Origin of the sequence: Actinocrinis sp., assembly GCF_035653575.1 — a bacterium.
Classification (GTDB): Bacteria; Actinomycetota; Actinomycetes; order Streptomycetales; family Catenulisporaceae; genus Actinocrinis.
On the sequence record NZ_DASRBQ010000128.1, the window covers coordinates 1 to 18,117 of the forward strand.

Sequence of the window (18,117 nt, forward strand, 5' to 3'; positions counted from 1 at the left end):
GGTTGCCTCGCCTTGTGCGCCGCCGCGGTGCTGGAGCGCGGCCGGCTCGACGAGGCCGCCGCACTCATGGACCGGACCCGGGAGGCGGCCGACCGCACCCTCGTGCCCGGCCAGCTTCCACCGATCTACGCTCTAAACGCGACCATCGTCCTGCTCCAAGGCGATACGTCCCGAGCCGGAGAGCTTTGCCGAGCCGGTGTGACCTCGGCTCGGGCGGTCGGTGACCGGGTCAGCGAGACCCGATGCCGAACCGTGCTGGGCCAGATCGCCATGCTGAGCGGCCAGGTGGACACCGCGCTGCGCGATTTCGGCGCGGCGTACGCCTGCGGAATCGGCACTGCGGCCGACGACCAGGCCAGGGTCGCCGCAGCGCTCTGCGCCTTCATCTGCACGGCGATGGAGGACCCGCGTGCACGGGACTGGCTGGACAAGGTGGGCGACACACTGCCCGCTGATCCGGGGGTGAAATCCTTCGCGCAGTACATAATCGGCCAAACGCTGCTGGCCGAGGGCGATCCGGCGGCGGCCGCGACGTACGCGGAGGATATGCTCCGCGTTACCGAACAGGGCGACTATCCTCAGATCGCCTGCATGGGGAAACTGCTGATGGCGCAATGCGCGGCCGAACGCGACGACTGGGATGCCGCCGGGGAACTGTTCAGCGAGGCGATGGATGCCTCAGAGGCATGCGACCAGCCTCTGCTGAGGTGCGACGTACTGCTCAGCGGAATCGACACGGTACTCAAGATTGACGAGCCGATGGGCAATGGCGAGCTCGACGATCTCGATGAGATGGCGCAGGAGGCAGAAGCGATCGCGCGCAGGTCGGATGCGCCGGGATTGATCGCCCGGGTACTCCAGGCCCGGCAGCAGATCAGGGGCCGCCGACGCGGCCCGGTCGGATCCGGATTCGCCGGGCCGCTGCTCAGGGCGAGCCGTGACGTCGGGGACGCGGACGCCGTCGAAACCGCGATAGTGCTGCAGTACAACGAGGCGCTTGGCGCCGAGCGGTTCGAGGAAGCCGCGCAGCATCTGGCATGGCTCAAGGCGGTCATCGAGGCCGGGAACGAGGGCAAGCAACTTATGCTCGGCCTGATGGAGGCCATGTTCGAGTTCGCGCAGGGCCGTGCCACCGAGGGCGAGGAGCGCGCTCAGCACGTATACGCCACAGCAGTCACGGGCGAACCGGACGTGGCCGAGATCGCCGCGATGGCCGCAAGCCTGTTGGCCACGGCGGCCTCAGAGGCATCGGATCACAACAAGGCAGAACACTGGCAGGCTACGGCGCTAAGGCACCTGACCCCGGGCACCGCAGGCTGGTACGACGAACTCGACGGGCTGAAGGAAATAGCCGAGGAGCGCGCGGCGGTCGACCCCGCCTGGTGGCAGGGCCTGGAAGCGATCGCCGCCGACGCTATGGCCCGTCGCCCCGCGCTTCCCGACCTCGCCGCAGCGATCCACCAGGTCCTGGCCAAGATCGCGGACGACCGCGGGCCTGGAGCGCTGCGGGAACGCTGGCTGCGACAGGCATCGAGCCTGTGGCCGGTGAACGCGCTCGAGCACTCCGACTACGGGCCCCGGGCGACCAGGCACGCCCTCGCCATGCTGCTCGCGCGCGACGAGAAGGACATCGACGAGGCGACCTCGCTGGTGATCCGCAACCTGTGTCGTCCCGACGAGGACGGGAGCGATTACCACGACCCGCTCGACGAATATCTGCTCACCGCACTGCGAGGGTACTTGGGCGAATCGGTATTTGCTGCGAAGCTGGCCGCGCAGGCAGATGCCGAGCAGCAGGCACGGATTCTCGGCGCCACCCGTGCCTGGGGAGGCGCGTCCGACCAGGCGTGACGTAGGGCCGCCGCGCTGGGCGCCGACCAACCTGTGAGCCTCGGTTATACGATGCGCGTTGCGTGGGCTGGTCGTTCTTTGTCGTGCTGGCCGTGTCAGGCTGCTGTGGCGATCCAATACTCGTGGCTGATGCTGCCGAGGATCGGCTGTCGGCGGACGCGGTGTTCGGTCAGGTTGATCGGTACGGGTGGTGCGTGCTCGGCTTGGTCTGGGTCAGTTGCCCGAGGCTGCGATGTGGTCTGCCGTGCGCGTAGTGGTGCAGCCACTCGGTCAGCACGCGCCGCGCGTGGTCTTCGTGCAGGATGAGGGCCTTGTCGAGCAATTGTCGGCGGATGGTGCCGATCACGCGTTCGCCGATGGCGTTCGCGCGGGGTGCGCGGACCGGGCTGTGTAGGATCTGGATGTCTTCGGCTTCGCAGACCGAGGTGATGCGCCGTGCCGGTCTTGCACCCACATCGCCGTGGTACCGCGCGGATTGCCCGGCTGCGTGACCTGCGCCATCAAAGATGGGGCCTGCTCACTGCAGCGGGGATGGAGGGACAACGAGCGCCTCCGTTAACTGCGATGGCCAGCGAATCAGCTCGGAGAATGCCCGGTAGTCACGCCGCTGCGCCGAGAATCACCAAGATCTAAGGCTGAGTCAAGCTGAGCGCCCCAGCGCGGAGGGTCCGTTTCCGGATGTCAGAATCCGGACTCCATTCCGGCATCCGTTACTCATTCGTTATATAAGGGCTCTTCACCGGTGGCTCTATCGGTGGTCACATTATCTACGTTACCCGCTGGTAGGGATGCTGGCGGCGTGGCGGGTTGCTGTCTCAATACACGGGGGGTGCGCATGTCCAGGATCCGTCTGCGTCGTCGCGTTCAGCTGGCGAAGATGCCGCGGCGCCGGGTTCCGGTGCCGGCCAGGATGGCGCGCTGGCGACTCCGCGTACCCACGTGGCGGAGCCGTGCGATCCCCATCGTCGTGGTCTTCTCGTTGATCGCTGGGTTGGTCACGTGGACGTCGATGGCGGGCGGTGCGAAGCACAACGCGTCGGCCAAGGCCGGTGCGTTGCCGAAGTCGGCCGCGCTGGTCAAGCCGGCCCTGACGGTGCCGGGCCAGCGCGCGGCGGGAGTGGCGGGAGTGTCGTCGCGCAAGGCGAAGCAACTGCCCACCCCCGTGGCGGAAATCGTGGCCAAGCGGACGGCCACTACCTCGACGTGGCGCAACGCCGACGGCAGCCTATCTGTCCGCTACTACCTCACGCCCCAGTTCTACAAGACCGCGGCCGGATCCTGGTCGCCGATCGACTCGAACCTTGCACCGGTGGCATCTCAGCCCGGCTGGTGGCGGTCTGGGGCGAACGATTGGTCGGTGGCGTTCGGTCCGGCCGGCGGCCAGGACGGCGCCGTGCGGTTCACGGCAGGCGGGCACACGTTCGGGGTCACCCCGCAGGGGGTCGGTGACGCGAAGCTTGCCCCGTCGGTATCCGGGGACTCGGCCACCTACGTCGGCGTCTGGCCGCAGGTCAACATCGCCGAGCACGTCTCCGCCACCGGCGTCAAGGAGGATCTGGTCCTCAAGGGCCCCGGCGCGCCGTCGAGCTTCTCGTTCAGGCTGTCGGGTGCGACGGCGACACCGAACAAGTCGGGCGGCCTGGATGTAGTCGCCGGCGGTGCGAAGCTGGGCGCCATCCCGGCGCCGACGCTGAGCGTCACCTCGAAGAAGTCCGCGCTGGACAAGACGGCCGTCTCCAAGGTCCGCATGAGCGTGTCCGGCGATGTGGTGCAGGTGTCGGTGTCGCCGGACTGGCTTTCCAAGCTGCCGGCCTCGGCGTTCCCGGTGGTGATCGACCCGACGTTCAGCGAGCTGTCACCGGCCAGCGGCTGGCAGGTCTCCAGCGTCAGCGACACCGGCCAGACGTTGACCGGTGTCATGCAACTCGGACAGGACACCGCCGGCGTCAACTGGCGTCCCGAGGTGTACGTCCCGGCCCCGGCCACGCCGGCCACGCCGGCGGGCGACCAGCCGTGGCAGTTCGCCGAGATCTGGATGCAGGTGACCAGTGACAGCCAGCTGACCAATGTGCCGGAGTTCGGCCTCTCCGGGCAGTCGACGTTCTCCGCAATTCCCGGCGGCCAGCCGCTCGCAGTCATCGCGGGGCCGACGTCGGCCGCCGGGATCGTCACCTTCCCCGGGATGCCATCGTGGTCGTACGTGGCGAGCCGGACCGACGGCTGGTGGTTCGGGCTGGGCACGCCCAGCGCCGTGGCCGGCCCCAACGGCACGGGCCTAGCCACCTTCAACGCTAGCAGCGCGTACTTCATCGCCGTGTTCGGGGAGCAGCCCAATCCGACGACTGTATCCTCGCCCGCCAACGGGAGCGTCGTGTCATCGACCACGCCGCAGCTGGTCGCCCCGGCAACCCACCTGGACCCGGCCGTCTGCCAAACCTCCGGCGTCAACTGCGAGAACTCCGACTGGTACGACTTCAAGATCTCGACGGCCGCGGACGGCACCGGCACGGTCGTCGACTCCGGCTGGCTCGACGGGTACAGCACGAGCGGCACGGACCCATACAAGTGGACGGTCCCGGCGGGCAGCCTGCACGACGGCCTCACTTATTATGTGAGCGTTCTTACTTCCTTCGAGCCGATCTACACGGGTGACCCGATCTACACCGGGAACCTCAAGCCCACGTCGAGCCCCACGATCCGGTTCACGGTGAAGCAGCGCCTCGGCGACGGCGGACCGGCACCGACGGACGACGTCGGTGCGCCGCCGGCTGGCACGACCGCTCCGTCCAAGGGCGCGCCGTCACCAGGCGTGCCCACGGCTTCCGAGACCGTGAACCTGCTTACCGGGAACCTCAGCCTGGTGCTCGGGACGCCGAGCATGCAGACCGTGTCGGGATCGGCCGGGTTGGCGCTCAGCTACAACTCGGCGCAGTCCTCCATCTCCAAGGGCGGCAACTACGGCCTCACCGGCCAGTACTACCCCGATAGCGGGGCCCACACGTTCACCGGCACGCTGGCTGGACAACGGGTTGACGCCACGGTCGACGCGACGTGGAAGAGCCCTCCGATCGGTGGTCTGAAGACGTCCAGTAGCAACGGTGCTGCGACGCCGTTCATGGTCCGCTGGACCGGCGCATTGAGCCTGCCGGCCGGGACGTGGCAGCTGGGCGGCTCGACCAGCGGCGGCATGCGTGTCTTCCTCAACGGGTCGGCCACAGCCACGTATGACGATTGGAACGGTGCGGCCGGCACCACGGCCCCGTCGTATGGGACGGCCACGGTCGCCGGTTCGCAGGTGTATCAGGTCGAGGTCGACAGCTGGGTTCTGGGCACGTCGGGTGCGACGGACACCGTCCAGCTGTGGGCGCAGAACACAGCTCCCGCCAGCGGGACCGCGGCCCAGTTCGTGGTGCCCAGCAGTTGGCTGACGCCGACCGCGACCGGCGTCCCGGCGGGCTGGAGCCTGCTGGCGAACCCGGTCTCGGCACAGTGGATCCACGCCGATGACGAGGGCAGCCAGGTGGTGCTGCAGGGGACCGCCGGTCAGACGGCGGTGTTCACGCGGCAGGCGCCGGGGTACTACCAGGCGCAGCCCGGTGACAACGACGCGCTCAACGTCGACGGCAACGGGCGGCTGCAGCTGTCGACGTCGGACAACTACCTGTACACGTTCAACCCCGACGGCAGCCTGGCCTCGATGACCAGCGCCACCGATGACACGCACCCGGCGGCGCTGCAATACACGTACTCGGGCACCCCGGCGCTGCTGCGCAGCATCACCGATCCGGTCTCCAACCGGTCGATCGGCCTGTCCTACGGCGGCGACGCGGCCTGCCCGGCCACCAACCCGGCGCCCGCGGGCATGCTGTGCAAGGTCGCGTTCTGGGACGGCACCGCGATGACGTTCGGCTACAACGGCAACGGTCAACTCACGTCGGTGACCAACGCGATGGGCAAGACCAGTGTGCTGGCCTACGACAGCGACAACCGGCTGGCCGACATCCGCGACGCGTTGGCCGGTGACTACGTCGCCGCTGGCGGTGTGGTCGGCACCGCGGTCGCCTGCCCGTCGGGCACGACGGGCCTGTCGGTAACCCCGGTGGACACGCAGATCTGCTACGACAGCAGCGGCCGGGTCGCCACGATCATACAGCCCGCGCCGACGACCGGCGCTGCCCGGCCGGCCCGCACCTACACCTACGCCTCCGACCACACCGACATGTCGATCGCCGGATTCACACCCGCCTCTGGCTACGCGTCGCGGACCTCCTTCGACGCCCAGGGCCGGATCACCGGTCAGACCGACTCGGCCGGGCACACCACCACGACCGTGTGGGCCAACACCACCGCGCCCGGCAACAGCTGCACGGATACTTGCGGCAGTGACCAGGCGGTGGTCACCGCCACACCGGCGGGCCTGCAGACCAGCACGATGTACGACGTGCACGGCAACGTCACCGACACCTACGGGCCCGCGCCGCTGGCCTGTTTCAGCGGTGGCTGGCCGACTGGGGTCACGCCAGCGGCTCCGGTCGTCGGGTACCTGCCGGTGAACAACCCGCAGGGCACGACAGGCTGCGGCGTCTCGGCCATCCCGCACACCCACACCGGGTATGACGAGGGACTGGCCGGCCTGGCCGCCAGCTTCTGGTCCAACGGGCAGGCCGCCGGTCCGGCGGTCTTGCACAGCTTCGGCCCCGGCGGCACACAGACCGTGGCCCTGTGCGGGGCGACCAGCGGCCGGCTGTGCGCGCACTGGGACGCTGGCACCCCGCCGGTCGCCTCCGGCGCGTCCGGGCAGTGGAGCCTGCGGCTGACCGGAACGGTCAGTCTGGCCACCGCTGGCGCCTACACCTTCGGCGTCGCCAGCAGCCAGGCCGTCACCGTGACGGTTGACGGGGTTCCGCAGGTCCATGACGGCACGGACGTGGCCGGCTTCGCCCCCGGCACAACCCGCACGACTACCGGCACCAGCACCCAGTTCGCCGCCGGCGTCCACACCGTTCAGGTGGACTTCCAGGGTTCTGCGACGCTGGCCAACGAGTTCGCCGTCCTGCTGACGCCGCCTGCGGGCACTGCCGCGGTCGTGACCACCAGCCTGCTCGACCCCGGCTACCTGCTCAAGACGAGCACCACCGATCCGGACGGAATGGCCACCACCACCAGCTACTCCGACAGCATCATCGGGCCGCAGTACGGGCTGCCCACCGCGACCACGGTGGGGGCCGGCACCAGCACGGCGCTGACCACCCGCACAATGTACGAGCAGCCCAGCAGCACGACCTACCTGCGCAAGACGCGCCGCACCCTGCCAGCCGGCGACCCGAACAGCGTTTACACCTCCTACACCTACTACTCCGGTACGGCAGGGCCCCTGGCTGCGGTGTGCGGAATCGACGCCAACACCCCGCAGGGCGGGCAGCTGCGCACCCAGGTCGACCCGGCCCCGGCCACCGGCCAGCCGGCCCGGGAGCAGGACTTCGTCTACGACGCCGCCGGACGCAAGGCCGGTTGGCGGGTCGGACCGTCGACCAGCATCAGCACCGTGCCGTGGATGTGCACCAGCTACGACGCGAACGGACGGATGACCAGCCAGTCCTGGCCGGCGTTCAACGGTGCGCCTGCGCGCACCGCCACCTATGCCTACGGTGTCGGCGGCAACCCGCTGGTTTCCAGCGTTACCGATCCCGCTGGCACCATCACCACCACCGTCGACCTGCTCGGCCGTCTGGCTAGCTACACGGACGCTAACGGCAAGACCAGCACCATCACCTTCAACCAGGCTGGACAACCGACCGCAACGGCGGGTCCGCAGGGCGCGATCAGCAACACCTACGACCCGAACACCGGTACCCTGGCCACCGTCACGGTCGGCGGCAACCTGCTGGCCACCACGCACTACGACGGCGGTACCGGCCGTCTGGCCAGCGTCACCTACGGCAACGGAACAACCGGGACCATCGGCTACGACGGCTTCGGCAACCAGAACAGCCTGGTGTTCACCAACACAACCAGCGGCGCTCTCGTCGCCGGAGACCAGACCACCTTCTCCCCGGGCAAGCGCACCACCAGCGAACTGGTGGACAGCAACGGCACGCTGACCAACCCGAACCCGGCCGGAGCCACCTCGACCACCTATACCTACGACGGCGCGGGGCGGCTCATCACCGCCTACCTGCCCGGATCCAGCGCCAGTTACGGGTACGGCGCCAACTCCAGTTGCACCAACCCGAACCAGGGCGGCAACACCAACCGCACCAGCGTGACGATAACGCCGACCGGTGGCACCGCGAACACGACCGGCTACTGCTACAACAGCGCCGACCAGCTCGTGTCCTCCACCACCGGTGCCGCTACCAGCACCCAGTACGCCTACGACGGGCACGGCAACCAGACCAACGACAACGGCACCACTCTGGCCTGGGACGCTGCCGACCGGCTGACCGGCGCGACGCCTTCCGGCGGCAGTACCACCGGCTACAGCTACGACGCCCTGGACCGGGTCGTCTCGCACACCGCCGGCAGCACCACCGTGCGCTACGCCTACTCAGGGTTCAGCGACAGCGCCGTCGCCACCCTAGACGGCTCCGGCAACGTCCTGCAGCAACTCGTCCCCCTGCCCGGCGGCGCCCTCGCCACCGTCCAGAGCAGCGGCACAGTGTGGTCCTACCCGGACCTGCACGGCAACGTCACGGTCACCACGGACAACACCGGCAGCCCGCTCAACAACCCAGTCGCCTACGACCCTTGGGGCCAGCGTGTCACCGGCAGCCAGACGCTCACCAACGCAGCCGGCGGCAACGTCCTCGGCGCATTCGGCAGCAACAACAAACTCACCGACACCGCCACCGGCATCACCATCATGGGTGCCCGGCCGTATGAGGCAGCGGAAGGACGCTTCCTCAGCGTCGACCCCATCGAAGGCGGCTGTGCCAACAACTACGCCTATGTCTTTGGCGACCCATTCGGCAAAAACGACCTCACCGGCCGAAACGTCTGCCGCGACTACACAATTACCCATATCGCTCCCGATCACGGGGTTTCTGAACAAATGGGCCTCTTCGGTGGGGGGATAGTTGGCGGCTGGATTGGGTTCACGGCCAAATTGTGGGTCACGTGGGGTAAGAGCTGGGGGGCCCGTTCCTTCGTGGCGAATGGCGTTGGGGCCGGCGCTGCAACGGCTTGGTATGACTACTCGACCACAGGGAAAATAAACCCGTGCGCCATAGGTATCTCTATCGTAGTCGGCGTCATCCTCGCAGCCCTCTTCTAAAGGAGAGAATGACGGCAAGCCTAAGACGTCTCAGAGCGTTGCCCTGGAGGGTGCGGCTCATCATAGCCGTGGGTCTGGTTTCCCTCATTGCGGTCATAGCGCATTACGTGCTCCATCTGCCATGGACGCTAGCCCCGGTGGCTGTGCTCGGGAGTCTCAGTGTCAGCATCTGGGACAAGCTTCCGAAACGCGGCCGCGGTGCCGACGGTCGAAAGCAGCAGTGAGCGACCGGGTGCCCCTTCGGGGGGCACCCGATCCGTGGACTGACCTCCGCGGACCCGCTGGAAGTCGGGCGGCGGGCCGCTTTACAGGAGCTGGAAACGCAAGACCCGTCCACTTGAACAAGGACCATGTGCGTCGCTTGGGCTGCGGCGGTTGATCGTATGGATGTGGGCGCGCCTGCCGCGTCTTGTGGCCTACTTCGACAACAACGTCATCCCATGCTCTGCCGCAAGGCCGGAGTCCCGGCCGCAGTGCAGGGGAGCCGAAGGGAGCGGGGAGCGGTGCGGCGGTCGCCAGTGCTGTTCTTCGCCCATGGCGGGGAGCGAATCGGGGAGCAGGCGGCGCGGTCAACTGCGCTGAACTGTTTGGATTGCGTGTGACTGTGTCGTGCCACACCGTGATAGCAGCTGCTCAGGGTGAATTACTGGGAGCCGATAAATGAACCCCTATATATGAACACAGATCTGACGCAGAGGCGCTCCCTCTACGAGCGCATTTGGGCGTGGTTGGCGCTGGTTCAACGCCGGTTGAGTACGGTTGGTGCAGGTCGGAGTCGTGGCGTGTGTCGTCGTAGGTTCGTCTTCGGGTGGGTTGAATGGTCTTGTTTGTCCGGTGAACTCTTTGATGCGGGGAAGTGCTCGATTCGTGAACCCGTTGGAGGATCCTGAGCCTGCTTCAGGTGACGGAAGCGCTCGCTGCTTGAACCTGTTCGCGGGCGCGGGGCTGACCTGGCAGGGCGAGGGTGGCAGGGTCCACGCCGATGATCCGGTAGTCACTGTCTTGGCCGTCTCGGGCAAGGCTTTGGTGAACAGCACGTCGGGTGCAAGCACCGAACCGTAGTGCCGCGGCGGGCTCGCGGCGGCGCGCACCCAGCCACCGGCCCACGGCCCGGTCCAGGGCGTCGGCATCGATTCGGGCCAGCGGCCTGCGGATGATGGCCTCGTCGGCGACCGGGCGGCGCCCGGTCAGCACGTCCACTCGTCTGCCGAGCGCGACCAGCGTGGTGGTCGGCGCATCGGCGATCCATTCGCCGACCACCATCAGCGAACCGGCGCCGCCAGCACCGCCGCCGCGGCAACGACCGATAGATAGATAAGGTCGTGGCGCATACCACGCGGCGAACGCGGATCGGGGACAGCGGCAGGCACTCCAACAGCCCGGGCATCGGGCGCTGGGATCGGAGCGGCGTCGCGTAGTTGGTCAAACGCGGGCGGGACGAGGGAGGATGCAGCGGCGGGCACGGTCCTCTTCGCTGGTCATGTGGCTTCGAGAACCAGCATGATCTTCCGAGGCCATGGCCGCCTCAAAGTCAGGGCCCCGCTATACACCCGGCCGGACACGGAGGGGGAAGCACGCATGTCCGCGATGGTGCGCCGGCGACTGATCTCCCCGCCGAACTCGCGGACGCTACAGTCATGCGATGGCCGACGTCGTCGTGTTGAAGGGCGTCAGCTTTCGACCGTGCGAATAAAGCCAGACGCTGCTGCATAGCTACGCGTCAGACCATCGTAGGGCCGCGCCCCACGTCCGTTCGTGACAAGCCCAAGGCGGATTCGGACCAGTGGCCCCACGAGGCGTCACGTCCCGTGGAAGTCGCTGCCGATTTATCGAGGCGGCCCCGGCTGTGCCGACCATCGCGCCAGAGCGTGCCGGGCACGCGAGCGAGATTGGCGGAAGAAGACCGCCGCTCGGTGCAGCTGTGATCAGCGCTCGGACAGTGTCAACTGAGTCAGGTCGTAGCTCCTGTCCGACGTCAATCGGGAGCGACGCGTGATCGCCAGTAGGGCGCGGCTCGTCCTGCCTCGTGATCTACACGGCATCAGCCCCGATCGAGATCGCGCTCTGTACGCCTCAGCATTCGAGTTCGCGGTCCGATGTCGGACAATTTGCAGAAGTCTCCTGACGTCGGCGGGCGGCTCTGGCACGATGACCATGGCGGACTGGGTACTCGGCGCGGTCGGTTATCAGGAGTCTGCTGCGTGTTCCGAATTGCCGGCCACTTTGCCCTCTCGGAGGTCCTTGTCATGGCCAACGTCCAGCTCGGTCTTGCGGACAAGGTCGCGCTTCTATCCTTGATGTCTCTGGTGCATGAGGCCTCGAATGCCGACCTGCACGCTGCGTACGGCGTCACGATCGATCGAGAGTCGCGATCACGGCTGGAGAAGCACGGCTATGTCACTTGCCGGCGTGACAGCGGCCGGCCGGGTCGTCCGTACGTGCACGAACTCACCGAGCAGGGCTGGCGCCGAGGCCGCGAAGAACTGCGTGAAGCGCCGCCGGAGAAGGCGGGAAAGCCGTATCGCATCCTGTACGCGTATTTGAACCATATGGATCGGCTGATGACCCGGTTGGAGCTCGGCCTGGAGGACCTCCTTACCGTTGCGGGCGTGGGCGACGCGCCGCAACGCCAGGACGTCGAACAGCGCATCCGGACCGTCTATGCGGACCTTGCGAAGGAGCCGGGGTCTCCTGTGCTCTTGCGGCTGCTCCGTCAGCACTTGGCGGACATCTCGCGTGAAGAGGTCGATGCCGCGCTGTTGCAGCTCGTTCTGATGCCCGGCGTCTATCTGGAGCCTGAGCCGAAGCAGAGCATGCTGTCGGATGCCGACTGGCACGCGGCGATCACCGTCGGCGGTGAGGCAAGGCATCTGCTCACGATCGGCAGATCGTGAGGGACGCTGAGCGGCGCGGCCTTGCCGCGCTCAAATTCGACTGGGCGCCAACACACGACGATGTCTGGGTATCCAACTCCGCGCACGTCGAAGAACTCAACAGGCGGGCGGCCACGGTTATCCTCGCCGGCATCGACGAGATCGCTCGCAGTCCGCGTCGTAACCCTCTGGGCATCCCTCTCATCGGCCAACACGGTGCCGGGAAGACGCACATGCTGAGCTGGGCACGTGAGCAGGTTCAGCGTAAAGACGGCTATTTCATTCTCGTCGATCTTGAGAAGAACCCTGAGTTCTGGCGGAGCATCGTGGTGTCGCTGCTGGACGGGCTGCGCCGCGAGGACCCGCGCACGGATCAGCTGACCCTGCTGCTGGAGCGGCTCTGTCGCCAAGCCGGTACCGAGCCGGACGTCCGCGAACAGATTACAGGTCGGGAGCCGCTCACACCGTTGGCGCTTGCGCAGTTCATCCGGGACCTGCGGCGCATGGACAGCCGGATTGGTGGCGCGTGTCAAGACACCGCTCGCGCCCTCGCGTTGTATCGCGCCCAGGACTTCGATGCACAGGACCTCGCGGAGCGCTATTTGATGGCACGCGAGGACGACGCCGCGGACTGGGCGCATTGGGGAGTAAGACGCCTTGGGAAGTCGGCCCACGAGGTCGCCGCCGAGATCTCGCGGCTCATGTCACTTACCGGCCCGACGCTGCTGGCTGTCGATCAGATCGACACGCTGGTCTCCGAGATGGACGCCTCCTACGATGACGAAGGGGAGATAACCGTCCAGCAGGCTCGGCTCCTAGAACGGGCCGGCGACGGTCTGATGAGTCTGCGGCAGACGATGCCCAGAACGCTGATCATCGTCGCGTGCATGAATCAAACGTGGAGACTGCTGAAGCGCAAGTCCACCGAAGCAGCCGCGGACCGGTTTCGTTCGGAGCTGAGCCTTGGGCAGATCCCTTCCGCCGAGGTGGGCCGTGCGCTGGTGGCGGCATGGTTCCGGCCGCAGTTCGAGAATGCCGAGTTCGAACCGCCATACCCCACCTGGCCGATTCGGCCAGAGGCGTTCGCGAGCGCGCCTTTCTTCTCGCCGCGAGGCCTGTTGAAGCGTGTGGCCGCGCACATCGAGGACTGCCTCGCAGGCGATGAGCTTGTCGAGCTGGAGCGGCTCTCTGTCGGGTCTGAGACGGCTGTGTCAGGCGGTGTTGCTGTCCAACCTGCGGTATTGCAGAGCGCTCCAGTGATCGCGGAGCGTGAAGGTTTCGCCGCGTTGGACGCCAAGTTCGAGAGGCTGTGCCGCACGGCCGACACGACTCGCGCGTTCGAACGCGAACATGAGGACAGGGTCATGTCCTGGCTCCTTGCCGAAGGTCTCAATGCATGGAAAGTCGAGCAGGGACCGGCGGGCAACCAGTACTGGGTCGAGCCGGACGCCGCCGAACGAGGCTCATTCCACGCGAGGCTGCACCGCTCGCTCAACGAGGAGACCGAGGACGAAGCGCGCTGGGCGTTCAAGGCGATCTCCGCTGTCAACGCACGGGCAGCTCAAGCGCGACTCGACCGTATAAGAGGCCTGACCGGATCCGGGCCGGACTCTTCGAAGCGAAAGGCGTACGTGGTGCGCCGCGACGCTTGGCCCAGCGGGAAGGCCATGAGCAAAATGGTCGCGGACTTCATACAGGCGGGCGGTGTCGTGCTCAACGCCGATCCCGAGGACCTGAAGGTCTTCGCGGCGCTCGGCAAGATGAGGGAGGAGCAGGACTCGGACCTGGACGACTGGCTGGCCGTTCGTCGCCCAGCAAGTCGGACCGGCTTACTGACCGCTGTCTTTGGTCCGCCGCAGGGAGCCACAGCCGTGAACGTACAGCCGCCGGACCGCCCGTCCGCGGGAGGCGGCGCGGATGACAGTTCCAGGCCGGCGCCTGCTCGCGGCGCACCGCCCGCAGACGAGCCGGTTCATGTCAGCGCTCTGCCGATCGGCCGCACGGTTGATCGCGGCGCTCCGGTTCGCATGTCGTTGGAATCACTGCGCAAGCACACGGCGATCTTCGCCGGCTCGGGTTCGGGGAAGACGGTGCTGATCCGCCGCATCGTGGAGGAATGCGCCCTGCTCGGCGTATCCTCGATCGTGCTCGATCCCAACAACGATCTCGCGCGCCTTGGCGATCCGTGGCCCGTAACACCGCGGGGATGGGACGTCGACGATGCGGCGAAAGCCGCCGACTACCTCGCGAACACCGATGTCGTCGTCTGGACGCCACGGCGCGAGGCGGGACGTCCGCTGAGCCTGCAGCCCTTGCCGGACTTCGCCGCGGTCCGCGATGATCCGGATGAGTTTCGGCTCGCCCTCGACAACGCGGTCGCCACGCTCGCACCGCGTGCGCGCATATCCGGAGAGACAGCCAAGGCTGAGCGAGGACGCGCGGTCTTGCGCGAGGCCCTGGAATATCTGGGCCGTCGGGGCGGCAGCCTGGCCAACCTCATCGATCTGATGGCCGAACTGCCGGACGGGATTTCGAGCCTGGCCAAGGCTCCGGACATCGCCGCGGATCTCGCGCAGACTCTGCGTGCCGCGATGATCAACGACCCGCTGTTCGGCGGCGCGGGCGTACCGCTCGATCCGGAGGTACTCTTCACCCCTGCCGCAGGCAAGCGCGCGCGGATCTCGGTGATCAGCTTCATCGGCCTGCCGACCAACGAACAGCGCCAGAGCTTCGTCAATCAGCTCCAAATGGCGCTGTTCGCCTGGATCAAGCAGCATCCGGCGAGGGATCGTCCGCTCGGCGGACTCTACGTGATGGACGAGGCGCAGACCCTCGCGCCCTCCGGCGCGATGACGGCGTGCACCGGCAGCACCCTTGCCCTGGCCTCGCAGGCTCGCAAATACGGGCTCGGCCTCGTGTTCGCCACGCAGTCGCCGCGCGGAATACACAACCGCATCGTCGGCAATGCGGCGGCGCAGTTCTACGGATTCCTCAACAGCCTGTCACACATCCAGGCTGCGAAGGAGTTGGCGGCGGCGAAGGCGAGCGGCGTCGTGGATATCTCACGCCTGACCGCCGGTCAGTTCTACGCCGTGGGAGAGGGCCTTGCGTTCCAGAAGATCGTGGCGCCGATGTGCCTGAGCCATCACCCGTCCAGCGCTCTGAGCGCCGAGGAAGTGCTGATGCGGGCCCGCGCCAGAGCATAGGCCCGCAGGAGGGAGGAGGACGGGTGGATCTCGTCATTCAGAGCAGGCCGGAGCGGTTCCAGCAGGAGAGGGATCTCGTCGGGCTCAGCCAGGACGAGGCTTTCGAGGCCTTCGCCGGGTTCTGCGTGCTCAGCAGCTACTACGAAAGCGAGTTCGATCCGGACGTTTTTCGCACCGGAGGTGAGAACGATCTGGGCATCGACGTGTTCGGCATTCTTGTCAATGGCGAACTGCTGCACGACAGCACCGAGGTGCTCGCCGTCGTGGAGAATGCAAAACAGCTTGACGTGCAGTTCATTGTGGTCCAGGCGAAGACCAGTCCCCGCTTCGAGGCGAAGGTGATCTCCGACCTTGCTGACAACCTCCGGCATGTGTTCGCTCCAGCAGCGCTCGTATATCCGGCGTCGGGCGACGTTGTGGATCTGCGCACATCGATCCGCGCCCTCTACACCGAGATTTCCAAGTTCGCCGACAAGCCGCCGCGATTGCGCGTTAGGTATGTGACGACGGGCGAGCAGGTCGCCGACTTCGTCGAGAAGAAGTTGCGTGCGGCAGAACGGTCGCTGTCAGCGCTCGAGCGGTTCGCCGAAGTCGAGTTCGCGTGTGTCACTCGCAGCGAGCTTATCAAGCTGGAAAAGCGTGCGACCGGAGCCGTGAATGCGAGCTTCGCGATGGTCAAGAAGTTCGCCATGCCGAAGGCGCCGGGCGTCGAGCAGGCCTGCACCGGACTGCTGTCCGCCACCGACCTCGTCACGAATGTGCTCACCGACGCAGGCGGCGGGATCCGCAAGACCCTGTTCCACGAGAACGTCCGCGACTTCCAGGGCTACAACACCGTCAACGGCGAGATCAGGAACAGCCTGCTCGACGAGGATCGTCGTCGCCGTTTCGCTGTTCTGCACAACGGGATCACCATCGTGGCCCGCGACATGTGGGTCGTCGGTGATGAGGTCCATATCAAGGACTTCCAGATCGTCAACGGCTGCCAGACTTGCCATGTACTGTTCGACTTGCGGGATCAGCTCACGCCAGAGATCCAGGTGCATGTGCGAGTCGTCCACTCACAGGACGAAGACGTCATCGGCGGCATAGTGGCGGCGACGAATCTGCAAACCGCGATCAGCGAGGAGGACCTGACCTCACGCGAGCAGTTCCACAAAGATCTCGAGGACTACTTCGTCGCGCACGAGCCACCGCGGCGGCTTTACTACGAGCGCCGCTCGAAGCAATACAGTTCGCGTCAGGACGTCGAGAAGACGCGAATCGTCACGCGCCCGCAGCTCACCCGCGCATACGCCGCGATGTTCCTGGGCGAACCGTCCGGAGTCGGCCGCTACCAACAGTTGGTTGAAGCCCGTAAGGACAGCCTGTTCAGACAAGACCAGCAGCCGATCGCGTACTACACGGCGGCCGCGGCGTACTACCGGGTGGAATGGCTGATTCGCAATCGCCGGATCGAGACGAAGTACAGCGCGGTCCGCTATCACCTTCTGGCGGCGGTCATGATGCGGCTGTGTGGGCCGCATCCGTTGCCGCGCAACAACAGGAAGGCCGTTGAAAAGGCCTGCAACGCCGTCTTGACCGTCATGTGGGACGCGTCGAAGGCCGAAGGTCTCGTGGGTGAGCTCCTCGCGCGGATCAAGAAGGTGGTCGAGCGGGAGACGGCGAGGGGAATACCACTTGGTGAGATGGTGCGTACGCAGCGCTTCGCCGACAGCGTGCGCAAAGAACTGGGTCTCCCTGCTCCGATGCCCGGCGAAGAGGAATAGAACGTCGCCGCGTCGGAAAGCGCTGCAACGCTTTGTGGTCTACGCGCTATGCATCACCCTCAAGATTCGCTTCACACTGCTCTCGCTTATCCCGTACTGCTTAGCTATGTCCTTCGGCGTCGCGCCGGCCCGCCGCGCCTCGATCATTTCGCGCACGGCGGCTTCGCCTAGCTGATCAACTACCCGCCTCGGGACGGCTGGTCTCGGCTTCGCCCGCACGCTTGCTGTTAATCTCCGGCAGGCTCTTCTTGATCGTTTTTTACATATGGTTAGACGCGGACGGCCAGGGTTGTCGACGAACTGCGCCGGATTGAGGCGGTTACTGCAACCGTTGCGTGACGGATCGTCGGCTTCCGGGAGTCGCTGAGCTATCGGCTCCGCGAACTGCACGGCTCGCAGCGGCCTACGACGCCCTGGGGCTCGAGGCGCCGCAGGACATGGCGTTAGGGCCGTCCTGAGGATCTGGCGCGCTACGGCTACGGCACGGTGATGACGGGGCAGCGGGCGCGGCGGACCAGCCAAGCCGGAAGCGAACCGAACACCTGATGCCAACGATGCTGCGGGGCACCGAGCACGAGCGCCTCGGCGTGTACCCACGCGGCCACGTGATGGAGCGAGCGGCCTCGTCGCCCGCACAGCTGAGCGAGGTAGACGCTCACGTCGTTGATATCCGCCAGCTTGGAGACCTCGTCGATCAGCCACAGCAGCGGCGCCATTTGCGCACCACCCGGCGCCGGGTACGCGGTGACGACCGCCTCGCCAGCGCAGGCCGGTGCGACGTGGACTACCAGTAGCTGTCGGCGCATGCGGCGGGCGAGACCTGCGGCGTACAGCAATGCGCGGCGGCTCGCTTCGGATTTGTCGTAGCCGACCAGGACGGGTCTGCGGAGCCGCACGGTCCCGTTGTCGCCTGAAAGCAGCTCGCGTACGTGGGCGGTCTGTCCGCATCGGTGGCGCATTCTATTAAAGCCGAGGCTCGGGGCGCTTATATTGCACTATGCAATGATATCTCGGATTGGGTGATCCACAACCTTCCCGGCCGTGCCGGCCGCCTCCCTGCTCCGTCAGCGCCGGGTCAGCGATCGGTCAGTCGCCTCCGAGACGCTGACTCGTGGCTTGCCCGGGCCTGATGCCGTTCAAGCCGC

Annotated in this window: 8 protein-coding genes; 5 read left to right on the forward strand and 3 right to left on the reverse strand. The window is 66.6% G+C overall.

The annotated features are described in order from the left end of the window. The first annotated feature begins 285 nt into the window (after positions 1 to 285). The gene (locus VFA06_RS18625; protein WP_324841891.1) at positions 286 to 1,851 is read left to right on the forward strand and encodes a hypothetical protein; all 1,566 of its coding nucleotides are present in this window, start codon (positions 286 to 288) and stop codon (positions 1,849 to 1,851) included. A 169-nt stretch (positions 1,852 to 2,020) separates the two neighbouring features. On the opposite strand, the gene VFA06_RS18630 is transcribed toward VFA06_RS18625, so the two are convergent. Next, a complete protein-coding gene (locus tag VFA06_RS18630) occupies positions 2,021 to 2,305 on the reverse strand; it encodes an integrase core domain-containing protein (protein ID WP_324841892.1) in 285 nt (94 codons plus the stop codon). Between the two features lie 513 nt (positions 2,306 to 2,818). Between VFA06_RS18630 and VFA06_RS18635 the strand changes: the two genes are divergently transcribed. After that, positions 2,819 to 9,124, forward strand: a complete 6,306-nt coding sequence (locus VFA06_RS18635; protein ID WP_324841893.1) for an RHS repeat-associated core domain-containing protein — start codon at positions 2,819 to 2,821, stop codon at positions 9,122 to 9,124. 897 nt (positions 9,125 to 10,021) lie between these two features. Here the strand turns inward: VFA06_RS18635 and VFA06_RS18640 are convergent. Further along, positions 10,022 to 10,387: a hypothetical protein gene (locus tag VFA06_RS18640; protein WP_324841894.1), complete on the reverse strand. Its 366-nt coding sequence runs from the start codon at positions 10,385 to 10,387 to the stop codon at positions 10,022 to 10,024. 938 nt (positions 10,388 to 11,325) lie between these two features. Between VFA06_RS18640 and VFA06_RS18645 the strand changes: the two genes are divergently transcribed. From VFA06_RS18645 to VFA06_RS18655, 3 genes are read left to right on the forward strand one after another with little or no spacing between them, the layout of a single operon-like run. Further along, positions 11,326 to 12,018, forward strand: a complete 693-nt coding sequence (locus tag VFA06_RS18645; protein ID WP_324841895.1) for a hypothetical protein — start codon at positions 11,326 to 11,328, stop codon at positions 12,016 to 12,018. Beyond that, positions 12,015 to 15,203, forward strand: coding sequence for an ATP-binding protein (locus VFA06_RS18650; RefSeq protein WP_324841896.1), 3,189 nt, complete (start codon positions 12,015 to 12,017; stop codon positions 15,201 to 15,203). Before VFA06_RS18645 ends, VFA06_RS18650 begins: the two co-directional genes overlap by 4 nt. A 23-nt stretch (positions 15,204 to 15,226) precedes the next feature. After that, positions 15,227 to 16,972: an AIPR family protein gene (locus tag VFA06_RS18655; RefSeq protein ID WP_324841897.1), complete on the forward strand. Its 1,746-nt coding sequence runs from the start codon at positions 15,227 to 15,229 to the stop codon at positions 16,970 to 16,972. Between the two features lie 476 nt (positions 16,973 to 17,448). Here VFA06_RS18655 and VFA06_RS18660 read toward each other — a convergent pair whose 3' ends face one another. Beyond that, entirely contained in the window at positions 17,449 to 17,868 is a 420-nt protein-coding gene (locus tag VFA06_RS18660) for a universal stress protein (protein ID WP_324841898.1), read from the reverse strand. Positions 17,869 to 18,117 lie beyond the last annotated feature (249 nt).